The organism is Archangium sp. Cb G35, from assembly GCF_001896145.1.
GTDB lineage: Bacteria > Myxococcota > Myxococcia > Myxococcales > Myxococcaceae > Archangium > Archangium violaceum.
On sequence record NZ_MPOI01000011.1, the window covers coordinates 384807 to 403001 of the forward strand.

At 63.8% G+C, this 18195-nt stretch carries 14 protein-coding genes and 2 pseudogenes; 4 read left to right on the plus strand and 12 right to left on the minus strand.

Annotation, left to right across the window (positions count from 1 at the left end):
• Window positions 1–312 precede the first annotated feature (312 nt).
• Window positions 313–1218, plus strand: a complete 906-nt coding sequence (locus BO221_RS32215) for a hypothetical protein (protein WP_073564658.1) — start codon at window positions 313–315, stop codon at window positions 1216–1218.
• Between the two features lie 79 nt (window positions 1219–1297).
• Here BO221_RS32215 and BO221_RS32220 read toward each other — a convergent pair whose 3' ends face one another.
• The 3 genes from BO221_RS32220 to BO221_RS32230 all read right to left on the minus strand — a co-directional run bounded on the left by BO221_RS32220 (window position 1298) and on the right by BO221_RS32230 (window position 4568).
• Window positions 1298–2050 carry an SDR family NAD(P)-dependent oxidoreductase gene (locus tag BO221_RS32220; protein WP_073564659.1) on the minus strand — a complete coding sequence of 251 codons (753 nt, stop codon included), beginning with the start codon at window positions 2048–2050 and terminating at the stop codon, window positions 1298–1300.
• Window positions 2051–2754: 704 nt separating this feature from the next.
• Window positions 2755–4233: a hypothetical protein gene (locus BO221_RS32225; protein ID WP_143195800.1), complete on the minus strand. Its 1479-nt coding sequence runs from the start codon at window positions 4231–4233 to the stop codon at window positions 2755–2757.
• An 11-nt stretch (window positions 4234–4244) separates the two neighbouring features.
• Window positions 4245–4568, minus strand: a complete 324-nt coding sequence (locus BO221_RS32230) for a hypothetical protein (protein WP_073564661.1) — start codon at window positions 4566–4568, stop codon at window positions 4245–4247.
• Window positions 4569–5364: 796 nt separating this feature from the next.
• On the opposite strand from BO221_RS32230, the gene BO221_RS32235 reads away from it, so the two are divergent.
• Window positions 5365–5736 (plus strand): leukotriene A4 hydrolase C-terminal domain-containing protein, encoded by a 372-nt coding sequence (locus tag BO221_RS32235; protein ID WP_073564662.1) that lies wholly within the window; start codon window positions 5365–5367, stop codon window positions 5734–5736.
• Between the two features lie 90 nt (window positions 5737–5826).
• Here the strand turns inward: BO221_RS32235 and BO221_RS54130 are convergent, their stop codons facing one another.
• The 6 genes from BO221_RS54130 to BO221_RS32260 form a co-directional block, all read right to left on the minus strand.
• On the minus strand, window positions 5827–7200 hold the full coding sequence (locus tag BO221_RS54130; protein WP_143195801.1) for a hypothetical protein: 1374 nt from the start codon (window positions 7198–7200) through the stop codon (window positions 5827–5829).
• On the minus strand, window positions 7200–8357 hold the full coding sequence (locus BO221_RS32240) for an ATP-binding domain-containing protein (RefSeq protein WP_073564663.1): 1158 nt from the start codon (window positions 8355–8357) through the stop codon (window positions 7200–7202). Before BO221_RS32240 ends, BO221_RS54130 begins: the two co-directional genes overlap by 1 nt.
• On the minus strand, window positions 8357–9718 hold the full coding sequence (locus tag BO221_RS32245) for a serine/threonine-protein kinase (protein ID WP_158079953.1): 1362 nt from the start codon (window positions 9716–9718) through the stop codon (window positions 8357–8359). The genes BO221_RS32240 and BO221_RS32245 overlap by 1 nt, the downstream gene beginning before the upstream one ends.
• Window positions 9719–10143: 425 nt before the next feature.
• A complete protein-coding gene (locus BO221_RS32250; protein ID WP_073564665.1) occupies window positions 10144–11643 on the minus strand; it encodes an IS66 family transposase in 1500 nt (499 codons plus the stop codon).
• Between the two features lie 56 nt (window positions 11644–11699).
• Window positions 11700–12098 (minus strand): IS66 family insertion sequence element accessory protein TnpB, encoded by a 399-nt coding sequence (gene tnpB, locus BO221_RS32255; protein ID WP_083681689.1) that lies wholly within the window; start codon window positions 12096–12098, stop codon window positions 11700–11702.
• Window positions 12095–12472, minus strand: coding sequence for a transposase (locus BO221_RS32260; RefSeq protein ID WP_073564666.1), 378 nt, complete (start codon window positions 12470–12472; stop codon window positions 12095–12097). The genes tnpB and BO221_RS32260 overlap by 4 nt, the downstream gene beginning before the upstream one ends.
• A gap of 79 nt (window positions 12473–12551) precedes the next feature.
• Between BO221_RS32260 and BO221_RS32265 the strand changes: the two are divergent.
• Window positions 12552–13199 (plus strand): annotated as a pseudogene (locus BO221_RS32265) (IS3 family transposase); the annotation flags it as partial.
• On the opposite strand, the pseudogene BO221_RS32270 reads toward BO221_RS32265, so the two are convergent.
• Together BO221_RS32270 and BO221_RS32275 are read right to left on the minus strand one after the other, a co-directional pair.
• Window positions 13147–13800, minus strand: a pseudogene (locus BO221_RS32270) (IS5 family transposase); the annotation flags it as partial. The pseudogenes BO221_RS32265 and BO221_RS32270 sit on opposite strands and share 53 nt — an antisense overlap.
• Window positions 13801–14096: 296 nt before the next feature.
• Window positions 14097–15824 carry a TldD/PmbA family protein gene (locus tag BO221_RS32275; protein WP_073564668.1) on the minus strand — a complete coding sequence of 576 codons (1728 nt, stop codon included), beginning with the start codon at window positions 15822–15824 and terminating at the stop codon, window positions 14097–14099.
• Between the two features lie 147 nt (window positions 15825–15971).
• On the opposite strand from BO221_RS32275, the gene BO221_RS32280 reads away from it, so the two are divergent.
• A complete protein-coding gene (locus tag BO221_RS32280) occupies window positions 15972–16751 on the plus strand; it encodes an SDR family oxidoreductase (protein ID WP_073564669.1) in 780 nt (259 codons plus the stop codon).
• Window positions 16752–16861: 110 nt separating this feature from the next.
• Here BO221_RS32280 and BO221_RS32285 read toward each other — a convergent pair whose 3' ends face one another.
• Window positions 16862–18187 carry a nucleotide sugar dehydrogenase gene (locus BO221_RS32285; protein WP_073564670.1) on the minus strand — a complete coding sequence of 442 codons (1326 nt, stop codon included), beginning with the start codon at window positions 18185–18187 and terminating at the stop codon, window positions 16862–16864.
• Between the last annotated feature and the right edge of the window lie 8 nt (window positions 18188–18195).

The window sequence follows — 18195 nt, forward strand, 5'->3', positions numbered from 1 at the left end:
GCGGTTCCGGCCACGACCCAGAAGCAGCCTGCCCCCGCTTCCTGGCACGGCCTGCTGTACATCAAGGATGAGCGCCCGAGGAAAGACCTCTGGGTGCAGTCACTCGACGGGAGTCGGCACCAACAGCTCACCGACAGCGGGAGGGTGGCGGCTTGGCCGCGACCGGGTCTGGAGGGCCCCTTCAACGGCGCTGTCATCTCTCCCGATGGCCGGCGAGTGGCCTACGCCGAGCGTCATCCTGTCGTCGCCGGAAAGGTCCAGCTTCCGGAGCATGCGCCCGGCCTCAGGGGCCATTGGGAGCTCCTCTTCGTCATGAACGCCGACGGGACCGGCAGGCGCAAGCTCGTCGACCTGCGCGAGGTTCCTCTTCCGGAGGGCCAGACGCGGTCAGGCTCCTTCGTGTGGTCCTCCGATGGCACCCGGCTGGCCTATGCACTCGAGACGTTCGAACAAGGCTGCTCGCACCTGACCCTTCACGTGGTGGAGGTGGCCTCGGGCCAGGTGACTCCTGTGTTGACCGGGAAGCCCTTGGGCCAGGTCCAACTCCTGACGTGGTCCTCGCCTCGAGACGAGCTCACCTTCGCCAGCGTGTGTGATGAGAAGGCCAGCACGCCCGAGGGGGGCCGGCTTCTCGGCACCCTCCACCTGCCCACGGGCATCATGCGGACACGTCCGGCCTGGAATCCGGTTGTCTCGACCGATGGCACTCGGGCTTTCATCTCGGGAGAACCCGTCCCGCAGCAGCGCCCCACCCTCGTCCGGGTAGACGAGACCTTCACGGTCGAGCACCTCCTGAAGGCTCCGTCGTGGGGACACCTGCTCTGGTACCACCAGCGACCCGCGGGGCTCTTCACCGCGAAGACCCCGGAGCGGCCTCAATTGGAGTGCCAGGGGATGACGCCGCTCCCGCAGAGCTTCTACCGGCTGGAGGCCGGGACCCAGACCCTCTCGCTGCTGCGCCAGGAGGCCACCGCACTGCGGGTGCTGGACTTCTCCCCGGATGACACCCAGGCGCTGGTCTACATCCTCATCGGCCGTGACGAATCCTCGTGGGGTGTCTGCGGGGCGGCATGGAGCCAAAGGCTCTACCTGGTACGGCGCGACGAGCTCGAGAGCGAGCTGCCAGTGCACGAGCTCCTCGCGCGCGGTATCGCCCTGGCGCCCGCATCGTTCTGGCCCGGGCCCACCAACACGCTCTTCATCGGTTGGTTGCGCTGACAGGCACGGGCTCCGCCATGACCGCGGGCCCGGTCGCGGGTGCATGACCGGGCCCTTGCCTCACGAGTGGCCGGGGGCCTTACCGGGCCGTATACCCGCCGTCGATGGCGAGCGTCGTGCCGGTGACGTACGAGGACCAGTCGGACAGCAGGAACAGCACCGGCCTGGCCACCTCCTCCGAGCGGGCGGCGCGCTGCATCGGCACGCCTTCGACGAAGGCATGGCGGAGCTGCTCGCCCTGGTCGACGTGGCCCCAGAGCTCCGTCTCGATCGGACCGGGCAGCACTGCGTTCACGCGGATGCCCTCCGTCGCATAGTCGAGGGCCGCGGCCTTGGTCATGCCCAGCAATCCATGCTTGGCCGACGAGTAGGCGCTGAAGCCGGGCCCGGAGACGACTCCGAGGATGGAGGCGCAGTTGACGATGGAGCCGCCACCGCGCTTCTTCATCGCCTGGATTTCGTAGCGCATGCAAAGGAGGGCGGAGTCCAGGTTGACCGTCATGAGCTGGCGGTACTCGGCCGGCGGGAGGTCCGCGAGCTTCCCAAGGGGGCCGGGGATGCCGGCGTTGTTGAAGGCACCATCCAGCCTGTCGTACTCGCGAACGGTGCGCGCGACGAGAGCCTCGATGTCGGCCTCCTTCGAGACATCCGTGCGGACGAAGAGCGCATGGCCTCCGTTGGCTCGGATGTGACCCGCCAACGCCTCGCCCTTCTCCTCGCGGCGGCCGGCGAGCACCACCCGGGCGCCCTGCCGGGCCGCCTCCATGGCGGTAGCGGCTCCAATGCCAGACGTGGCGCCGGTGACGATGATGACCTTGTCCTTGAGCAGCATGGATGTCTCCTGTTCCTGCGTTGAGTGAGAGCCTCGAGCGAGCGCACCATAGCAAGACGAATGCCAGTGCACAGCCGCGAGCCCCTCGGAGTAGCGGAGGGCCCGCACCGCGAGGAACGCTTGTGTCAGACGGGTTGTCTGACGTGTCAACTGACGCGTCAGCGCCGCCCCGGTGCGTGTCAACGGCGTTGTCACCATCAACCCCGCTGCCCACGTCACCGGGCTGAGGCGCTGGGGCCACCGCAGCAGGCGTTCTGGGAGTCACTCTCGGCTGAGGGTCGCTCCCTCTCGAGCAGCTCGCGGCAACCGCTCGCCCTCGCAAGGCAGTGGTGCGCCTGGAGCGCGACGTGCAGGCCTCCTTGGGGGGCCTCCTTCACCTTCCAGCGCATGTCGCAAGGCCCTCCTGGCCCACCACCTACCCCGGCCCTCCCCCGCAACAGCGCTCCCATGCCGCCTATGCTCCACGCACGCGCCGAGGACATTCCCGAAGCGCCCCAGCGTGAGCGCTTCCTGCACCAGGTGCCTGAGAACGCTCGCGCCCTGTCCCTGGCCCGAGAGCGCGGGCTGCTGCCTTGATGTTGTATGCAGGGGTGAGGGACAACGCTGTCCGTAGCTGGCCCAGGAGTGAGCCGCGGTGCCCACTCAGGGGGCCGCGTCGAACCGTGGCCCCCCGGATCGAGTCAGGCCAATGAAGGCCTGCACGTTCAGAACTGCATCGCGGTCAGCACGAACACAGGAATCGAGTACTGGAGATCGCGCAGCTCGGTAATGGGCGGAGTTTTGGTGGTGTCGCCCGCCCGCGTGACCGTTTTCACGTCCAGCTGGAGACCCGTCCGAACCGCCAGTTTCTCGGTGAAGCGAAACTCGAGCCAGACTGCCGCGTTAGCCTTATCCACCGGGCGCGGATGCGTCTTGGGCCGCACCGTCGCGAAGGCGACGGAGCTATCAAAGCCCAAGAGCAGCAGCGGAGGCAACTCCCCCTTGCGTAACAGCAGATTCCCAGTGGGGTCGGTGAGCTCACCTGCGAGTGATCCTAGGACATAGCTGACCTTGACTGACGGTCCGACGCTCAGCAGATCGAGAGGATCGGTGTGTTTGGTTCGCTCCTGGCCAAACAGCAGCCCGAGCTTGAGGGATGCCCGCTCGCGACCGACGGAGCCTGCCAGCTCTATCCTCCAGGCGGACAGCTGCGCCTGCGGTAGTGGGTTCTTCTCGGGGTCTGGATCCGGGTTGAAGCCGAACGTTTGAGGGAACGCTTCAATGCGTCCATCGACGCCGACCACCCAACGGGTGCTTTTCCACGCAAACCGGCGGATGGAGACCTTCAGTGCGTCGTCGTCAATCCCTGAGAGGAAACCGGGCGTTTTGTAATCCTTCAGGGCCGTCTGCTCGATGTTGATGGCCCTCAATTTCTCGGTGTATTGAGTCCGCTCGCTCTGGGCTGGAGCACCGAGCGCATTCAGCCGCTCCGTCTCGTTGTCCAGGGCCCTGACAATCCGTGCGGCAGCATCCTCGAACGTCCATGCGACCTTGCATGCGCCTGGTGCGGTAGGAGGTTCAACCTGAGGAGCCTCTGCAACGCCACAGAGGAACCGGGAGGTTCGCCATGTCTGCCGTTCGCGCGGCTCCTCCCCCGGAGCGAAGGTCGGGGCAGGATCCGGCAGCGCCGCGATCAGCTCGCAGGTCTGGTTCATGGAGGAGCCGAGCTTGTCGAGGCTCGCCCGATACGCAGCTTCGTCATAGCCACAGAAGGAAAGGCCGAGATCCTGCGGAGATGGGTCGGCCGCAGTGTACGCGAGATTGAGAGCCGCCCCCAGTCGTGTCCTTCCATCCTCGAAGGCGGCGACCGTTAGTTGGACATTCACCGGTCCGGCATAGTCCTTGTCGAACTGAAGGGGCGCGATGGTAAATCCCGCCTTTGCGCCTTCGACCGAAGCCTGGAGCGCGACCTCCGCACGGGCCAGGAGTTCACCCGCCGCCGATTGTGCATCCACCGGTGACGTGGTTTCGCGAACGCGAACGAACCGGGCTTTGGGGCGTACCTGCTTGCTCAACTCTTTTGAATCGAGCTGCTTGCAGAGGCACTTGCGCTCTTCGAGGCTCGCCTGCTTGAGTTGCTCCAGGTCTGGGGCAGCCACGGCGGCCCCGTTTAGGCTGAGATAGGCCAATGAAAGCCACGCCATGACGCTCCGGATCACAGTGCCCCCGAGTCTTCCCAACGGTTCTCCTTCTCACTTCCACTTCCCTTGTTGAGGGGGGAGAATTTCTTGTCGGATTTATAGCGCGCCACGGCGACTAGGCCCGTTAGCTTCTTGTTCGGAAACCAGAGCAACCACTCGATGCGGTGAATATCGGACTTCGGTACGTCGTATGAGATGGTGAGTTCCTGCTTGCCGGACACGTCGTCCTTGTCGCTGTGAGGGTCGAGCACAATGGTGCCATTATCGATGAGGTAAGTGAGCCGTGCTTCGACCGCCTCGTTCCATGAAACCCTGAATGTTACCTTCTCCGTTGCCATGACAGGCCTCCTCCTGGTGGCTCCACGGTAATCCCCTGACCAGACTATCTGGAATGGAAAAACGATACATCGGTAGAGCAGTTCTTCTAGCCACCCATCCCTCGAAGAGATGTGCTTCGGGTCTACGCGTCAGGTGCAGCGCTCTCGCCCGGAACGTGGATACCCGTTCCCCTGAGCATGACGCAGCCACCGAGCCACGGGCTCGATGACCCTCATCCCAGCCCTCTCCCGGTGGGAGCGGGATGGGTTGCTCGGCGCTGCTCCGGCTACCCTGTGGGATTCACTGGCAGCGAAAACGCGATACACGGTGGGGCGAATCCATTTGATCCCCAATGAGCGTACATCCCCATAGAAACAGCTCCGGCCGCCGTCCATCCCTTCAGCGTTACCTCGTGTTTTCCGCCGCGCTCGCGCTCCTCTGCGCCTGCGCGACGACGCTCGTGCCCAAGGTGCGGAGGCCAGCGACGGGTGCTGGCATACCTGACGCAGGGCGCCCTCATCCGGCGCATTCTCCGTCACCTTCAGCTGCCCGAGCGGCCGCCGCGCTTGGCTCCAGCGCTGGGGCCAGCGCAGCAGGCGCTCTGGGAGTAACTCTCGGCTGAGGGTTGCACCCTCTCAAGCAGCTCGCGGCAACCGCTCGCCCGCGCAAGGCAGTGGTTCGCCTGGAGCGCGACGTGCTGGCCTCCTTGGGGGCCTCATTCACCGTCCAGGGCCTGTCGCAATGCCCTCCTGGCCCACCACCTACCCCGGCCCTCCCCCGCAACAGGTCTCCCATGCCGCATATGCTCCGAAAGACGTGTTCCAGCAGTTGGACGAGCGCTTCCATCTGACGAAGAGCCAGAACGCGGAGGTGCTGGTGTCGTGGCTGACGGCGTCGCTGCGGGCTGGCTGGGCGCCGGCCCTGGGGCGTACGGAGTCCTTCCTGGGCGAGGAGGGGCGCATGAAGGACCTCAAGCCGCTGTACGGCGTGCTGGCAGCCACCTCCGAGGGCAAGGCGCTGGCCGCACAGCCTGTTCAACCGCTACGCCGAGCGCTACCACCGCATCGCCTGGGGCGAGGTCGAGTTCACCCTCAACCGCGCGTAGGCTCAAGCCTCACAGAGGCGGCGGCTTCACGGCCCGCCGACTCCATGGGATGGAGCAAGGCCATCCGCAGGTTGCCCCAATAGCGAGGTCTGCTGAAGCGTTTATCCATCCGGGAATGAACCGGTTCATGTTCCGTCGACTCGCCAGACTGCTCCGGTTCAAACCCTCTCACTCTATTTCTTGCGCCCCCTCTTGCTAGAAAGCGCACCGAAAAGATCTTCGTACGACGAAGCGGAGGACGGTTCTCCGCCAAGTGCACGGATTATCTCACCCAGTTGGCGGCGCATCGCTTCGAGGTCGCGAGTAATCAACTCACGAGCAATGCGGTGACTCTTCTCCGTGTTGCCTCCGGTATTCTCCGTCGCAGGGTGACGACGCTTTGTGGGCCAGTTGACGGATGAATAAACACCGGGCGCGAGTTCCACCACTAGGTAGTAAGGATTACCGTGCGTGAAGTCCTCTATGCGCCGATCGCCAGTCAAAAGAGCGTCCAACTCCATTATAGCAATGTCACATTGCGGAGAGCCGACCAGAGCCTCGGGCATCAGCAGATCACGTAGCGTTCGCCGTCCAATCCCACCATATTCGTCGAGCACGTGAGTTTCGGGTTGAAAACCTGCGCACACGCCGAACCAAATGAGGGATGTCTTGAATCGTTCAAGCAGAGGCGTAACGAGTGATGCGTGACGCAATGATCCAGGAAAAATGCGACTCGCAATATAACCGACCATGAAGCTCCCTTCCTGGGAGGGGGCATCACTAGCGGCTAGCGACTTTGAGATCCGCTCAAAGGCGACGACTCGCTCCTCCCGTGTCCCACTGATGAGGGCGTCTTCATTAACGCCAGGAATCAGCGTGTCGAGTACGGCGCCGCCCTCGAATAACTCGCGACCAAGCCGCGAGAAAAGATCGTCGCGAGAGCGAGGCGCGGTCGCAGGCTCTTTGGTTAGCCCCTGCAAAAACATTGCAATTTCAGCAATGTCGTCAGCGGGAACACCTCTGTTCGGTTGCTGTGTCAAACTGCGTGAGCGCAACCAACGCTGTGCCAAATCAGCGGCGGGCATAGCCGCACCGCAAAGTGCATGCTCGCGTGCGAGGGCATACAACAAACTGCTCTGAAACGCCGAGGCCGTCAGGTCACCACGCGCCAAACGCTCCGATGCAAATTGGTAAGATAGGATCTCGCCGATGATTCCGCCAACGATCGAAGTGTCAACGCGGCTCAAAACTGGTTCACGCCAAGCACGGGCACGTGCGTTGAATTCCTCAAGCTCGATAATACGGCAGTAGGCTGTGAATGGGCGCAGCGCCGGCGCATACGTCATAATCCAAGAGAGCAGAGCCTGCGCCTCCCCATCTGGCGTTACAATCAGGTGCGGAAGAACGTTAGCTGTTTCTGTCGGGTCCGTACTCCAGATGGCTACGCTGGTCCCAGGATACACCATCCCGGAGGCATGCCGAAGATTTGGCAGTCGAGCAGCGTTTGCACGGCGCTTTCCACCGATTAGGTCTATGAGCGTAGCCCGCTGGAACTGTTGAGCGAACATCACTTCTTTCTCCCCGGAAACAAGCTGCGAGCGTCCGCCCGCATTTTTGGACCAGCCTCATCGCGAGCTTCCTCCAGGTAAGCTGGAATCCGCTTTATATAGTACACGGTTAAGGATGTCTTTGCCCGCGTAACGCTGGTGTATACGGTGCGCTTCTGCTTCTCCTTCAATCTGTGAACGTTATGTCCGTGAGTGATGTGAACGGCGCGATATTCGAGCCCCTTCGCATCGAACATATTACAGACATGGATCGTCTTGTCATCGTCGGATGCCAAGCCACCTTCATCAATCAGATTCGGCGCGAGCGACGACGCGGCGATAGCAGCCCTAATACGCGCGGCGTCCTCATTGCGCGGAGAAATGACCCCAAGCAGCTCGCCAGGATACGTTCTTACCTGAATCTCCAGACGCTTTATGACTTCGTCAGCTTGATGATCTTCTGCATCGCACGGCACAAACTTGACGTCGGATTTTGCCTTTGATTCTTTATAGTTGCTGGTCGGAAGAATCGGCTCTTCGCCAAAATTCTTACCAATGACGTCCGCGGCTTTACAGACCTCATGGCCACTACGGTAGTGGTGTGTCAGAGCCAGTGTCTCATCCACACGGCTCTTTACATAATCAACAATGTCATCGGTTCGGTAGATCTGTTGCCGAGAGTCGCCAGCAAAGAACACGTGCCGTGCGGCGCGGAAGAACAGGTCGATCTCTGGCTTTAAACAGTCCTGAACTTCATCCACAAGGATGCATTCCAGATGATGCTCAAGCTTTGGCTTCCGATCGAAGAGCGCGTGAAGCCGAGAGGCAATCTCAAGCCTGCGTGGCTCGAAGTCTCCCGGCAAGTCGTCAGTGCGGACTCCGTGCTCTCGCAGCAGACCGAGGGACCATTTCATTATGGTCAGAATCTTCTCGTCGGCGACGTTGTAGTTTTTGCTGCCGCGCTGGATGAAGGATTGCAGTTCCTTCGTGAAGATAAGAACAATGACATTCGGTCTCTTCGACCCAACGAAATCCGATGCTCGAAGAAGCACCAGATTCGTTTTACCAGAGCCTGGGGGACCGAGCAGAAGATGCTTGCCGTTTAGGGGCAACTTGATGATGGCCTTCTGCTCGTCATCAAGGTCATTGAGATCAAGCCACCATGTATCGTCAGCCATTATTTACCCTGAGGCACGTTGACCCAGAAAGCAAGGTCTGTATGGATTGCGGGATCCTGCTGCGAGGCGTCGAGGGCGAGCGTCAAGTAATCTGCGATCTTGGCGTCGAGTACCGCTCCGGCGCCGTAGGCACCTTCGAAGATGGGCACGGTATTAGCGGAATCTGCCGACGGTTCCCCACTACGCGAGATAAATGCGTTTGCCGCGATCCGAACGACCTTCGACGGAACATCAGTCACTTCGACCCGAAATCTCACATGCAGCGGGCTCGGCAATGCGTACGTCTCAGACTGCGCGAACACCACGTTTACGGCTGAGATGGAGTCGTTCGTATCGATGCGCCGCGGGGGAAAAATGTCGTCGGATTCGACAGCGGCACGAATAATACGTGCGAGATCATGGTGAACCTCTTCCGCAATCTGCCTGCGGGACTCGGAGTCGCGCTGCACAGTGGAAGCGGCCGTCGTCGCAGCCCTTCTCCGCTGCGCAACCCGCAGCGCAGCAGCACGAGCATCGGTTCGATCAGCGGGCGGTTTCTGGAAGCACGCCCAGTTCACCAAGCTCAAGCGAAGGCTTGGATCCTTTACGAGACAATTTGCGGCTAGGAGTCGCAAGTCTGCTGGCACATCTGGGGCGTTAATGGCAGGGAGTTCGGTGCGGGCAGCCTCAACGAGTTCGGCGTACGGTTCCGTGTGATGCGCGAACAGCGGTCGTTGCATTATGAGATCGTGAAGAACACCTCCAAGCTGGTAAAACGAAACGGCGCGCCACCCATCGAGCGTGTCTTGCTCTTCGCGGATTAGCAGTTCAGGTGGGCTGTAGCGCAGTGTGCCGACAAAGCGCTTCTGGTCTCCTTCGTCAGTGATGTTACCGAGGCCAATCGGTCGGACGACTCCCAGATCAAGCAACTTAGCAGACGAGAAATCTGCGGACACCCCGATGTTCTCGGGCTTGATATCTCGGTGTGCTAGTCCTAGCGACTCAAGAAACTCAGCAGCGCCCGCGACCTGAGCAATGAGTGTATGAATACGGTCACGAGGGATGCTCAACAAAGCATCGGCAAGAGTCTGTCCCGGTACGAACTCCATCACGACGAAAAACACGGCTTTGTCGTCGTCATATCCAGCGTCGATGATCTCCACGAGGTGAGGGTGATGTTTACCGATGAGTTTACGCTCGCGGTATACGCGTTCCTGCTGCGAGGCGCGCCCAAATCGCTCCACTATCTCCCGATCAAACACCTTGACGGCGGCTGAGCTACCACCCTTCGTAGCCCGAAAAACGATCGCCGATTTCCCGTACCCCGAAACCTCTTCGAGGTGCCACCCTGCGATCTCGTTCCCGAGCAACTCAGAGGCCATGCGCTTCGCGACGACGGGGTCCATAGTGTCGGCACAGTAGCAGGGATGATGCCATCACCGCACCGAATAATACGAACTCACTCAGGAAGGATGTCGTGGACGAAGTTCCCAATTCCGGTTCAGCTTGAATAACCGTTCACCGCATTGGCTTGGTTGAAGAGGCGTCGGGCTCGACGTGACCGGAAACGTGGTGCTGTACAAGAGGACGTCTGGAGTGGTGTAGCCAGGGCATGGTGGAGGTGGATGCCCGAGACTCGTGGATAGCGCCGTTGGAGAAACGGCTCACCTTCAGCGTAAATGCTCGCCGATCCCCGTAGCCGAGGAGCTTGACGACGAGCGCAGGGCATGAGGGGTCGCTCACCGCAGTGCGACAGTCACCGCGGCGTCCAATCATCTCAGGACATGCAGCAAGCGAGTGTGGCGCGTCAGCCCGCCCCCGGCGGCTCGAGCTGGTTGGGCAGGGGAATTGGCTCCCCACGCAGGGCCGCCAGCGCGGCCTCTCGCAGGTAGCGCTTGGGGTCTACCCCGCACAGCTTCGCCGTCTCCATCAGGCTGTAGTAGAGGGCCGCTACCTCCGTGCCACGCCGACTCCGGCTGCCGTAGTGGTTCTTGCGGCCAACCGCCAGTCCGCGCATGGCGCGCTCGGTGGCTCCGTTGTCCAGTGGCACCCGTGGGTCCGTCAGAAACCGCGTCAGCCCTGTCCACCGGTTGCTCATGTACTTGATTGCCTGGCCCAGGCCCGACTCCGGTAACACGCGCTGCTCGCACGCCCACTGCCGCAGGCGCTCGATTACAGCACGACTCTTCTGCTGCCGCAGCGCCAGCAGACGCTCCAAGTCAGCAGGCCCTTCCTTGTACTCGCGCTCCACCGCGTACAGCTCGGCAATCATGTCCAGGGCTTCGTTCGCCTGGCGAAAAGCTTCCGCGCACTCCACGTACTTGCGCCGCGCGTGCATCCAGCAGTTCACCAGGGACATGCCCGCGCTCTTGCCCGCCACGCTCTCGTAGGTGCTCAGCCCATCCGTCATGAGGATTCCGCGGAAGCCCTTGAGCATGTTCCGCGCGGCCTCGGTGTCCCGGCCCTCCTGTATCCGGTACACCACGGCGTCGGGGGCGCACAGCGCCCAGGCGTGCCAGCGCGTCTGGCTCTTGCTGCCCAGCAGCGGCCAGCGCGTCTCGTCTCCCCCCAGAATCTCGCGCGTCAGCAGCGCCTCGTGCAGCGCCTCGTGCGCGGGGGACAGCAACCGCGCCAGGGCTTCTATCTGGTCCCAGAGCGTCTGGCTGTCCACCACCAGCCCCTCGCGCTCCATGGTTTTGGCTTGCCGCTCAAGCGGCATGTGGTCAAGGTATTTGGCCACGGCCACCTCCACGGCGAAGTCCACGGAGTAGCGCCCGCCGGCCTGGAGCTTGGGCGGGCCCAGGGCCGTCTCCACGCACCCGCCGCAGCCGCAGCGGTACTTCTGGCGCTTGTGGCGGCGCAGCACGAAGCGCCGCTCCACCACGTCCACCTCCTCGGCCTCCTCGTAGCAACCCTTCATCTCCGCCAGCGCCCCGCCGCACTTGGGGCACTGCTTGTCCGGCTCCTCCAGCGTGTACACTTGCTCCAGCAGCGGCAGCGTGGGCTGGGCGCGTGGACCGTGGCCGGGCGCGGGCTCGGCCGGCCCGGCTTGTTTCCCCTCGTCCTGCTCGCGCTGGGGGCGTTTCTCGCTGGAGCGGCCAAACAACTCGCCGGTGCGCTGCGCCAGCTGCCGCTCCAACTCCTGCAAGCGCAGTTGCAACTCCTCAGCGTCCTTGCCCTGGGCGCTCATCAGCTTGCGCGTCAACTCCACCACGCGCGCCACCAGGCGCTTGTTCTCCGCTTCCAGCAGCAGGGCCGCCTGGCGCAGCCTCTCCACGTCCTTCTCCGTCTCCAGGTGGAAGCTCATGCACCCGGTAGTGACATGGCTTTACCCTCCCGCGCAAGTAGTGCGCATCGCATGACTCACGAAGTCACCGCGCCAGCCGCTTCCGGCTGGAAGAGCGGTGCCAGCGTGTACGGCGCGGGCGACAGCGGCGCTCGTCCCACCAACTCGCTGCCCTCCAGGAAGAGGGCCAGCTCCGATACCGTCAACTCAAGCGGCTGCGCGCCACTCTCACGCTGCCACAGAGGCGCGAAGCGTCCCTTCTCCAACCTCTTGGCGTACAAGCACAGCCCGGTGCCGTCCCAGAAGAGCGCCTTGGCCCTCTTCCTGTCGCGTCCGACGAACAGGAAGACGTCGCCCGAGAGAAAGTCGCGCCCCAGCGCCTGCGTCACCAGCCCGCACAGCGCATCGAAGCTCTTGCGCATGTCGCACGGCTGCCCGTAGGCGTACACCGCGAGCCTGCGCGTGGAGCCAATCACAGCAGCCCTCGCAGCAGTCTCACCGCGTCCTCGACGCACAGCCCCTCCACCCGGACTCCCCCCGGCCCGTGCACCACCAGCCCTCCTCCTCGCCCCTGGCCACGCTCGGCCTTCACCTCGACGGGGACCAGCGCCTCCCTCGCGGGCTGCTGCTTGCCGGCTCGGCGCGCAGCGCTGCCCCACCGGCTGAGCGTCCAACTGCTCATGCCCAACTCCTTCGCCGCTTCCTCCACGCTCGCCCCCTGCTGCTGGCGGGCTCGCACGTACTCCACCGCCTCCTGTCTCTGCTCCGCTGTGTAGCGCGCTCGCGGGCCCACTCCTCCCCGCTCGAGCACTGCCTTCCGGAACTTTTCCGCCTGCTCCTTCATGTCCATCGCTTCCGCCTCCTTCAGGGGGCGACGGACATGCTCATGCCTCGGCCCTCACGTCACGACGGGCTCGGGCGAGCATTTACGGGTGAGTCGCAAGCGCGTGGCCCGCCTCATGGGCCAACAGAGCCTGGCTGCTCGCAAGAAGCGTCGCTTCGTGCAGACGACGGATTCACGCCACGCTCAGCCCGTAGCTCCCAACATCCTCGAGCGCGACTTCTCCCCCGGTCAGCCCAACAGCTCCTGGGCTACGGACATTACCTACGTCTGGACGAGGCAGGGCTGGTTGTACCTGGCAGTCGTCATGGACCTCTTCTCTCGCATGATTGTCGGCTGGTCGATGAGCGAGAACATCGACCGGCACCTGGTGCTCAACGCTCTGGACATGGCCCTCAAGGGCCGACAGCCAGCGCGAGGACTGCTGCACCACTCGGACCGGGGCAGTCAGTACGCCAGCGAGGACTACCAGAAGGCGCTGGCTGCTCGCGGGATTCAGTGCAGCATGTCGCGCAAGGGAAACTGCTGGGACAACGCCGTGGCCGAGAGCTTCTTCAGCAGTCTGAAGATGGAACTCGTCCACGACGCCGACTTCGCCACGCACGAGCAGGCTCGCACCGCGCTCTTCGAGTACATCGAGGTCTTCTACAACCGCCAGAGGCGGCACTCGACGCTGGGCTATGTCAGTCCAGTGGATTTTGAGCTTGCAGCCTTACCGCAGAAGTCGGCATCTTAATCCTACTGTCCACGTAACCGGGGCAAGCCCACACCACCTCGAGAGTGATGCCGCTCTCACTGGCCACCTTTTCTACCTGCTGACCCTGATAGGCCCCGTCAGCCCACGTCTTCTGAAGCGTGGGGTAGTCGTGTGCCGCCAGGGGCAACACCGCCTGGGCTGCATCCCTGTCCTGCACATCCGCCGTCGACATCCACACCAGCAGCACCAGGCCCAGCGTGTCCACCAGCAGGTGGCGCTTGCGGCCCTTCACCTTCTTGCCCGCGTCGTAGCCCTTCGTCTCCGCCTCCTCCGTTGTCTTCACGCTCTGACTGTCCAGCACGCTCGCTGTCGGCGCCTCCTCGTGGCCGACCTTCTTGCGCACCTTCTTTCGCAGCGTGTCGTGGAGGCGCTTGAGCATGCCGTCCTTCTTCCACTCGTCGAAGTAGTGGTAGACGAGCTGCCAGTCCGGCAGGTCATGCGGCATGTAGCGCCACTGCGCTCCCGTGTGGGTGATGTAGAGGATGGCATTCACCACCTCTCTGCGCGGATGCAACTGCTCCTGGGGTCCACATTGGCTGGCTTGGACGAAGGGCTCCACCAACGCCCACTGCTCGTCGGTGAGGTCGTATGAGGAGGAACAGGGGCCGCTGCGCGTGCCCTATGTGTGCTGCACGGCAAAGGCATCGGCGCGGCGCACCGCCCTGGGCTTACCCCAACCGCCATCCTCTGCCCCTACGGACCGGTCTCCCCTCATGCAAGGCGGCCCCTGTCCCTCCCATGCGTGGCTGCCACAGGAGAAGGGGGCCAGAAATGGAGACGGGCTGGAGACGAGAAAAGCCGCCAGCCCATAACCCAGTGATTTCAACCACTTGACTGAACAGGGAGACAGGATTTGAACCTGTCTCCCCGCAGCCCCTACTTCACTTCATCGCTGGCGGTGGTGCCCGCCGTCGGGCTGAGCAGGATGGGGGGCCGGTCCTTGCCCTCCACCGTGCGCTGCAGCTCGATCTCCTGCAGCAGCAGCGCCGGCGCCACCGTGGACACCGGCACGTTCCCGCTCTCCGCTCCGCAGTAGCCGTTGAAGATGCCCTGCTTGCGGCCCGTCGACATGATCCGGTTGATCGACGACAGCGGCGTGCCCACGATCTCCACCCCGCGCACCAGCGACTCCTGCCCCGTCTTCACGTCCACCCGGTACACCATCCGCGGCACACCCTTGAACGCCTGGTAGCCGTAGCTCGACGTGTTCGTGTTGCCACCCGTGATGTCCCGGATGATGAGCCCGTACGGCTTGCCCTGACGCTTCGCCTCGGCGATCAGCTGCTTCTTCAGCTCCGCGTCATCCACCTGCTTCGACGACTCGACGATCAGGTTCGCCATGCGCGCCACCGGCTTGCGCGTGCCCTGGCTGCGCCCGTGCCCGTTCGAATGAAGGAAACCCTCCACCGGCCGCCTCGACAGCAGGTAGCCCTTCAGCACGCCCTTCTCCACCAGCACCGTCCGCTGCCCCTTCACGCCCTCCTCGTCGTACTCATAGAAGCCATTGAGCGGCTCATCCCGCAGCCTGCGCACGGTCGGGTCATCCACCAACGTGATGAACGGTGGCAGCACCTGCTTGCCCACCTGGCCCCGGAACGTCTTCCCCTCCCCTTCCCCATCCTGCCGATCACCCTCCAGCCGGTGCCCCATCGTCTCGTGGAACAACACCCCCGCCGCCTCCGCCGCGAGGATCGCCGGGCCCGTGTACGGATCGATCGCCGGTGCCTTGCGCAGCGCCAGCAGCTCCTCGATCACCTTGTTGGCGGCCTCGGCCAGCTTCTTGTCGTCCGGCAGTCCCGCCTCGGTGGGCGAGTAGTAGTTGCGCGAGTTGTCCAGCAGCTGCCCGTCCTCGGCCCGCGTCACCGCCATCACGTGCAGCCCGTACATCGTCTCTTCCGACACGATGCGGCTGCCCTCGGTCGACACGAACAGGCGCCTCGTCCTTTCCGCCGTCACCCGCACTTCCGAGTCGAAAATCTCGGGGTGCGCCTTGAAGCGCGCCGACACCTCCCGCGCCACCCGGACCCACCGGTCGTGGTCGAACGGGTAGGCCACCGCCGGCTGCACGTACGTGACCGGCTTCTCCTTGGTGAAGGACGCCGTCTTGCTCGGCTCCTCCACCGCGTAGACGTTGTCGGCCTTCTTCTTGAGGAACTGCGAGAGCGCGGCCTTGTACTTCTCGTCCGTCACCAGCCACAGCGCGGTGCGCAGCGCCAGCGGCGAGTCGTCGACGGGAGCGTCCTTGTTGGCGATGTAGCTGGAGCCCTTGCCGCCACCGAAGAAGTCGTACTCCTCGGGTCCCGAGTTGTCGAAGTCGTACGAGCCCACCCGCACGTCCACGTACAGCTTGCGATCGCGGTACGTGTCATCCAGGAAGATCGCCCCGTACCGGGCGACGATGCCGGCCTGCTCGCCCTCCTTGAGCTGGTAGCTCATGAAGTACGGCGGCTCGTGGTTCTGCAGCTTGAGCTGCTTCTGGTTGCGTTGGAGCTCCTCCGCCATCGCGTCCAGCAGCGCTACACGCGCGTCCGGAGGGGGCGCGGCGGCGGTGAGCAGAACGGAGGCGGCGAGCAGGGGAAGGACTGTCCAGTTTCGGGTTCGCACCCCCCGACTCTAGCCGAGCCCGCCCCAGCCGGCATGTTCCACCTCGCATGAACGCCGGGTGAAAACCCCCCTCGCGTCGCTTGCCTGGACGGTCCAGGGGCACGGGGATAGACAGCACCGCGAACAGGGGTTCCTCAGGAGACGTTCATGGACGACAAAGTGGTGGTGATCACCGGGGCGAGCTCGGGCATCGGGGCCGCCCTGGCGGAGCAGGCGGGGAAGAAGGGCTGGAAGGTGGTGCTCGCCGCGCGGCGCGAGCCCGAGTTGCGCCAGGTGGCGGCACGTGCGGGCTCCGAGGCGCTCCCGGTCGTCGCGGATGTGTCGCGGCGTGAGGACGTGCAGCGCATCCTGGACGTGGCGCTCGCCCGCTTCGGGCGCGTGGATGTCTGGGTGAACAACGCCGGGCGCGGCATCAGCAAGCTCGTCTCCCAGCTCACCGACGAGGACTTCGACGAGATGATGCGCGTCAACGTCAAGTCCGCCCTCTATGGCATCCAGGCGGTGCTGCCGCACTTCCAGGCGCGCGGAACGGGGCACATCATCAACGTCTCGTCCATGCTGGGCCGGGTGCCGTACGTCCCGGTGCGCTCGGCCTACAACGCGGCCAAGCACGCGCTCAACGCGCTGACGGCCAACCTGCGCCAGGAATTGCGCGAGCAATACCCGGGCATCCATGTCACCACCTTCCTGCCCGGTGTGGTGTCCACGGAGTTCGGTGTGAACGCGCTCGGCGGTGGCGTGGACTCGCGGAAGATTCCCGGCGCGCAATCCGTCGAGGAGACCGCGGGCGTCCTCGTGGACGTCATCGAGCGGCCCCGCCCGGACGTGTACTCGCGGCCCGAGTACCGGCAACAGGTCATCGCGTACTACACGTCCGAGGACCTGACCCTCCCCGAGGACGGCCCGCCCGGCACCCGGCGTCCGTGAAAAAGCGGAGGCCCCGCCCCGGCGCCCCCCCTCAAGGCGTCGAAGCGGGGCCTCCGGCGTTCGGGCGGAAACGGCAACCGGGCCGGTCCGCCTTCACGCCTGGCTGTCTCTCAGGCCTTGGTGACCTTCTCGCGGCCCGGGCCCACGTTCTTGCAGGCGTTGCGCGTGTCCACCACGCACTGCGACTGCTTCACCACCATGTTGTAGTCGATGCTCGAGTGGTCCGTGAGGATGACGACGGCGTCGTAGTTGCCGATCGTCTCCGGGTGCAGCGGCACCGACTGCATGGTGAAGTGGAAGCCGTGGCCCTCCTCGAGGCGGGGCACGTACGGGTCGTGGTAGTCGACCTCGGCGCCCTTCTCCTTGAGCAGCGTGATGACCCGGAGGCTCGGGCTCTCACGCATGTCGTCGATGTCCTTCTTGTACGCCGCGCCGAGGCACAGCACCTTCGCCCCGTTGAGCGTCTTCTTGTTCTTGTTGAGCGCCTCCATGGTGCGAGTCACCACGTAGTACGGCATCTGCGTGTTCACCTCGCCAGCCAGCTCGATGAACTTGGTGTGGAACTCGTACTCGCGCGCCTTCCACGTCAGGTAGAAGGGATCGATCGGGATGCAGTGACCGCCGAGGCCCGGGCCCGGGTAGAAGGCCTGGAAGCCGAAGGGCTTGGTCGCCGCGGCGTTGATGACCTCCCACACGTCGATGTTCATCCGGTCGCAGAGCATCTTCATCTCGTTGACCATGGCGATGTTGACGCAGCGGTAGATGTTCTCCAGCAGCTTGGCCAGCTCGGCCACGCGGGTGGAGGACACGGCCACCGTCTCCTTGAGCGCGCTCGAGTAGAGCGCCTGCGACACCTCGAGGCACGCCGGGGTGTGGCCACCGACGATCTTCGGAATCGTCTTGGTGTTGAAGTTCTTGTTGCCCGGATCCTCGCGCTCGGGGCTGAAGGCCAGGTGGAAGTCCACGCCCGCCTTCAGGCCGCTCTTCTCCAGCAGGGGCTTGAGCACCTCATCCGTGGTCCCCGGGTACGTGGTGGACTCGAGGATGAAGAGCTGACCGGGACGGACGTGAGGCGACAGCGCCTCGCCCGTCTTCACGATGTAGCTCATGTCGGGCTCGCGCGACGCCGTCAGCGGCGTGGGCACGCAGATGATGATGCAATCCATCTCGCGAGCCTTCGCGAAGTCCGTGGTCGCCTTGAGTTTGCCCTTGCTCGTCAGCTCCGCCAGCGGTGCGCTGGGAATGTGCTTGATGTAGCTCACCCCCTTGCTGATGTTGTCCACCTTCCGCGTATCCACGTCGAGCCCCATCACGGGGAAGCCGGCCTCCGCGAACGCCATACCGAGCGGCAGACCCACGTAGCCCATCCCCACCACGCCCACCCTCGCCTCCCGCCGGCGGATCTTCTCCAGCAGCGGGCTCACCATGACGCGCATCTGACTCA

Coding starts and splice junctions, on each gene's coding strand:
- BO221_RS32215 (WP_073564658.1), top strand. CDS start 313: ATGAACGCCGACGGGACCGGCAGGCGCAAGCTCGTCGACCTGCGCGAG.
- BO221_RS54130 (WP_143195801.1), bottom strand. CDS start 7,200: ATGTTCGCTCAACAGTTCCAGCGGGCTACGCTCATAGACCTAATCGGT.
- BO221_RS32280 (WP_073564669.1), top strand. CDS start 15,972: ATGGACGACAAAGTGGTGGTGATCACCGGGGCGAGCTCGGGCATCGGG.
- BO221_RS32285 (WP_073564670.1), bottom strand. CDS start 18,187: ATGCGCGTCATGGTGAGCCCGCTGCTGGAGAAGATCCGCCGGCGGGAG.
- BO221_RS32230 (WP_073564661.1), bottom strand. CDS start 4,568: ATGGCAACGGAGAAGGTAACATTCAGGGTTTCATGGAACGAGGCGGTC.
- BO221_RS32250 (WP_073564665.1), bottom strand. CDS start 11,643: ATGAGCTTCCACCTGGAGACGGAGAAGGACGTGGAGAGGCTGCGCCAG.
- BO221_RS32220 (WP_073564659.1), bottom strand. CDS start 2,050: ATGCTGCTCAAGGACAAGGTCATCATCGTCACCGGCGCCACGTCTGGC.
- BO221_RS32260 (WP_073564666.1), bottom strand. CDS start 12,472: ATGGACATGAAGGAGCAGGCGGAAAAGTTCCGGAAGGCAGTGCTCGAG.
- BO221_RS32240 (WP_073564663.1), bottom strand. CDS start 8,357: ATGGCTGACGATACATGGTGGCTTGATCTCAATGACCTTGATGACGAG.
- BO221_RS32225 (WP_143195800.1), bottom strand. CDS start 4,233: ATGGCGTGGCTTTCATTGGCCTATCTCAGCCTAAACGGGGCCGCCGTG.
- BO221_RS32245 (WP_158079953.1), bottom strand. CDS start 9,718: ATGGCCTCTGAGTTGCTCGGGAACGAGATCGCAGGGTGGCACCTCGAA.